We start from the raw sequence: 4,070 nt of genomic DNA, 5'->3' as shown, positions 1-4,070 counted from the left end.
GGCAGCCGGTAGTCGAGCAGGTCACGGTTCACCAGGCGGCCGGCGCCGTCGCGGATCTCGCAGCCGGCGACGCAGCCGGTCGCGTCCCGGCCGTGCAGCTGGGCGTCGGCGACCAGGTTCGGTGCCGCCCAGGGCGGCTGGGCCACCACATCGATGGACAGCTCGGCCGTGACCGAATGGGTGTTCGGTGGACGGCGCCCGTAGATCTCCCGGCCGATGGCATTGTCGGCGAGTACGCCGAGCGCGCCCACGGTCGGCTCTCCGCCGGAACCAGCCAGCCACGGCCCGAGCCGCATCGACACCCGCGTGCCCTGCGGGCCCCTCGCGCCCGGGCTGACCCGCAGCCGCGATTCGGAGCTCTCGCGCGCCGCCGGCGCGGCTGTCGCGCCCTGCGGTGGCCACCGCAGGCCGGTGGGCGTGCGGATCGCCGAGGTACCGCTCATGCTGCCGCTCGCGCCATCGCCATCGCCATCGCCATCACCATCTGCCCTGCCTTCAGCCGTCCTGCCTGACCGTGACCGTGATCGTCCGAGGCGGTGGCGCCACGCCTCGTTCTGTCCTACCCGATCTGTACGCCTGACGCCGCCGATGGTCCTCGGGGGCCGACCGGGTGGTGGTCCCCGAACGGCGGTGCCGGTGTGCGCCACCACGGCCCGGCCGGATGGCGGTACAGTCCCTAATCGGAGGCTCCTCCGTTCTCCGGCGGGAAGGACGACCATGCACCTCGGCCTGCACATCTCCGACTTCACCTGGCCCGGCGGACCGTCGACGCTCGCCGCCGACCTCACCCGCGTCGCCGTCGCCGCGGAGGATGCCGGTTTCGCGAAGCTCAGCGTTATGGACCACCTCTGGCAGATCCGCGGCATCGGCCCTCCCGAGCACGACATGCTCGAGGCATACACGACCCTGGGCTACCTCGCGGCGCGCACGAGCCGCATCGAGCTGCTCGCCTGGGTCACCGCCGTGGTCTACCGGGAGCCCGGCCTGCTGGCCAAGGCGGTCACCACGCTGGACGTGCTCTCCGCGGGCCGGGCGTGGCTCGGGATCGGCGCCGCCTGGTTCGAGCAGGAGGCCCACGGCCTGGGCCTGCCGTTCCCCTCGACGGCCGAGCGCTTCGAACGCCTCGAGGAGGCCCTCGAGATCTGCCTGCAGATGTGGAGCGGCAGCGACGCGCCCTACCAGGGCCGCCACTACCAGCTCGAACGCACCCTCAACGTGCCGGCGGCCCTGCGCCGCCCGCACCCGCCGATCATGATCGGCGGCAGTGGGGAGCGCAAGACCCTGCGTCTGGTGGCCCGCTTCGCGCAGGCCTGCAACCTGTTCAACGCCCCCGACATCGAGCACAAGCTGGACGTCCTGCGCGGCCACTGCGCCGACCTCGGCCGCGATTACGACGAGATCGAGAAGACCGTCATCGGCCCGCTGGACCCCGGCGCCGACGGCGAGAACACCGACATGCTGCTCGCCGACCTGCGCCGTCTCGCCGACCTCGGCATCACCCACTACCATGGCTCGGTGCCGAACGTGGCGACCCTACGCCCCCTGGAACTGCTCGCCGACCAGGTCATCCCGGTCGCCGCCGGCTTCTAGCCGGTCCTCCTGCTTCTCCGCGGTCCGTCGAAGGTGGCGCCACGGGTGCAGGGCCGCCGCCCGGCGGGTGCTGAACGTGCCCCGCGGGGTAGTGATCGGGTATGTGGACGAGGTTGAAGCGAGCGGTGTCCGGCCAGGGCCGGCAGGCGGCGAACAGCACGGCGTGGAACCCGACGGGTTTCTGGTGGTGCCTCGACCACGAACGGGTCGAGAACCCACCGGACGCCCCGGGCCACCGCCGCCTCGGCCCGTACGACAGCGCCGACGCGGCAGCCGACTGGCGCCGCCGCCTCGAGAACCGCAACCAACAGTGGGATGACGACGACCGCCGCTGGGCCGCCGGCCGCTCCGAGACACCCTGACCGCCGCCTGCGCCCGGGCGGCTCAGCTCACGGCGGAGCCGGGCGCGGGGCCGTCGACCTCGGCGGAGCTGGCCAGACGCAGTTTGCGGGCGGCGCGTTCGTAGAAGGTCGTGTGGCCGAAGCGGACGACGCCGACGGCGGCGGGCCGCGCGGTCATCGTCATCGTCGCCCCGGCGGCGAGATGGCCGTGGACCGCGCCGTCGATCTCGACGGCGAGCCGGGCGCTGCCCGCCAGCACGGTCAGGGCCAGCGAGTCGTGCACCGAGAGCACCATGCCCCGGTTGAACGCCGAATGCGGCGCCACCGGTGTCACCAGCAGCGCCTCGACGGACGGGCTGACCAGCGGCCCGCCCGCCGAAAAGCTGTACGCCGTCGAACCCGTCGGGGTCGAGACGACCACGGCGTCCGCGGCGTAGCGAACGAAAGGCCGCCCGCCGACCCGCAGCTCCACCGCCGCACTGCCGCCCTGCCCCGGCATCCGCACGACGGCGACGTCGTTGAACGCGCTCATCGTCCGCGCCCCGAAGCACCCCCCACCCGCCACGGACGGCGCCGCCGTGCCGCCGGATGCCCCGCCGCGAGGGGCCAGGACGTCCTCGCCGAGGTGGACGTCCTCGCCGAGGTGGGCGTCGACGGCGAGACGCGGCTCGACGGTGTACTCCAGGCGGTCGATCGCCGACAGCGCCGTGGCCAGCTCGGGAATGTCGACCTCGGCGAGGAAGCCGAGCCGGCCGAGGTTCACCCCGAGGACGGGGGCGTCCCCGCGGTCGGCCAGGCGCATCGCCCGCAGCATCGTGCCGTCGCCGCCGAGGCTGACCAGCAGCTCGGAGCGCGCGGCGAGTTCCGCGGCGTCGACGGCGACCGCGGCGCAGCGCAGCCGTTCGATCTCCCCGGCGACCCCGAGCACCGTCACGTCGCGTTGCGCCGCCCAGTCGAGCACCGCCGCGACCGCCCGCGCCGAATCGCGCCGCGGATGCAGCACCACCCCGACCGTTCGAACCACCGTGCACCCCCTACCACCGTCCGCCTACCGCCACCCTGCCCTGACGGTGTGCCCGCCGCCCGGTGGGCGCTCAGTCGGCGGTAAGCGTTCAGTCGGCGGTAAGCGTTCAGTCGGCGGCGGGCGCCCAGGGGCGGGGTTCGACGGGACGGGTGGGCAGCGGGCTGGTCAGCGCCAGGGCGAAGAAGGCGACGTCGCGCCACGCCCCCAGCCGGTAGCCGACGTCGCGGTACAGCCCTGTCTGCTCGAAGCCGACCGCGGTGTGCAGCGCGACACTGGCCGCGTTCGGCAGCGTGATGCCCGCGAAGACGTGGAGATATCCCAACGCGCGCACCTCGGGGAGAAGCAGATCGTAGCGGCGCCGGCCGAGCCCGCGGCGGTGCACGGACGCGGCCAGGTAGACCGACGTGTCCGCTGACCAGCGGTAGGAGGCCCGCGAGTGGTGGGCGCTGGCGTAGGCGTAGCCGACGAGCTCACCGTCGGTCTCGGCGACCAGCCACGGCTTGCGTGGCGCGGCCTCCATCCGCGCGCGTAGCTCTTCGACGCCGGGCAGCTCCTCCTCGAACGTGGCCGGCGAGGCGGCGACGTACGGCGCGTAGACCGCCTGGATGCCGGCGGCGTCGGCCGCGCCGGCGGCCCTGATCGTGATCATGCAGCCTCCGAACTTCCGCACAGACCGGACGGACAGGATTATCTGGTGCTGGGCGCGGCACGGGTGGGCGCCAGCAGATCCGCGAGCACGTCCCGCAGAATGTCCAGCCCGTCGCGGCTGAGCACCGACTCGGGATGGAACTGCAGGCCCGTGAACGTCGCGGCCCGCAGCGCGTGCACCGAGTGGTCGGCCGGGTCGCGGGCCAGACGGACGGGGCCGTACGCCGAGGCCAGCTCATCCGCCCCGGCCACGGCGGTGAACGTCGAGTAGAACCCGACCCGTCGGGATTGGCCGAACAGGTCGATGGTGCGCGCCAGCCCCTGGTAGGGATCGTCGCGGCGGCGCAGCGCCAGCCCGAGCAGCCCGGCGAGCAGCTGATGACCGAGGCACACGGCGAGCAGCGGCCGGCGTGCCGCGAGGCGCCCGGCGATCAGCCCGCGCAGCACCGCCATTTTCCCTCCGGCGG

6 protein-coding genes are annotated in these 4,070 nt (G+C 73.7%); 2 read left to right on the top strand and 4 right to left on the bottom strand.

Translation table 11 applies throughout. The annotated features are described in order from the left end of the window. Nucleotides 1-443 (bottom strand): PaaI family thioesterase (locus tag MXD58_RS21980; protein WP_374616480.1); only part of this gene is annotated, 443 nt, incomplete at its 3' end. Between the two features lie 274 nt (nt 444-717). Between MXD58_RS21980 and MXD58_RS21975 the strand changes: the two genes are divergently transcribed. Both MXD58_RS21975 and MXD58_RS21970 read left to right on the top strand, forming a co-directional pair. Then, nucleotides 718-1,590 (top strand): LLM class F420-dependent oxidoreductase, encoded by an 873-nt coding sequence (locus MXD58_RS21975; protein WP_248837698.1) that lies wholly within the window; start codon nt 718-720, stop codon nt 1,588-1,590. Between the two features lie 113 nt (nt 1,591-1,703). Next, nucleotides 1,704-1,952, top strand: a complete 249-nt coding sequence (locus MXD58_RS21970) for a hypothetical protein (RefSeq protein WP_248837699.1) — start codon at nt 1,704-1,706, stop codon at nt 1,950-1,952. A 22-nt stretch (nt 1,953-1,974) separates the two neighbouring features. On the opposite strand, the gene MXD58_RS21965 is transcribed toward MXD58_RS21970, so the two are convergent. The 3 genes from MXD58_RS21965 to MXD58_RS21955 all read right to left on the bottom strand — a co-directional run. Continuing rightward, nucleotides 1,975-2,955, bottom strand: a complete 981-nt coding sequence (locus tag MXD58_RS21965; protein ID WP_248837700.1) for an NAD(+)/NADH kinase — start codon at nt 2,953-2,955, stop codon at nt 1,975-1,977. 106 nt (nt 2,956-3,061) lie between these two features. Next, the gene (locus MXD58_RS21960; RefSeq protein ID WP_248837701.1) at nt 3,062-3,604 is read right to left on the bottom strand and encodes a GNAT family N-acetyltransferase; all 543 of its coding nucleotides are present in this window, start codon (nt 3,602-3,604) and stop codon (nt 3,062-3,064) included. Between the two features lie 38 nt (nt 3,605-3,642). Then, nucleotides 3,643-4,070: glutamine amidotransferase-related protein (locus tag MXD58_RS21955; RefSeq protein ID WP_518478594.1), on the bottom strand; the 428-nt coding region annotated here is incomplete at its 5' end.

The organism is Frankia sp. AgKG'84/4, from assembly GCF_023242965.2.
Lineage (GTDB): Bacteria > Actinomycetota > Actinomycetes > Frankiales > Frankiaceae > Frankia.
The sequence above is the reverse complement of the archived record's forward strand: the minus strand, read 5'-3'. Positions and strand labels throughout refer to the sequence as shown.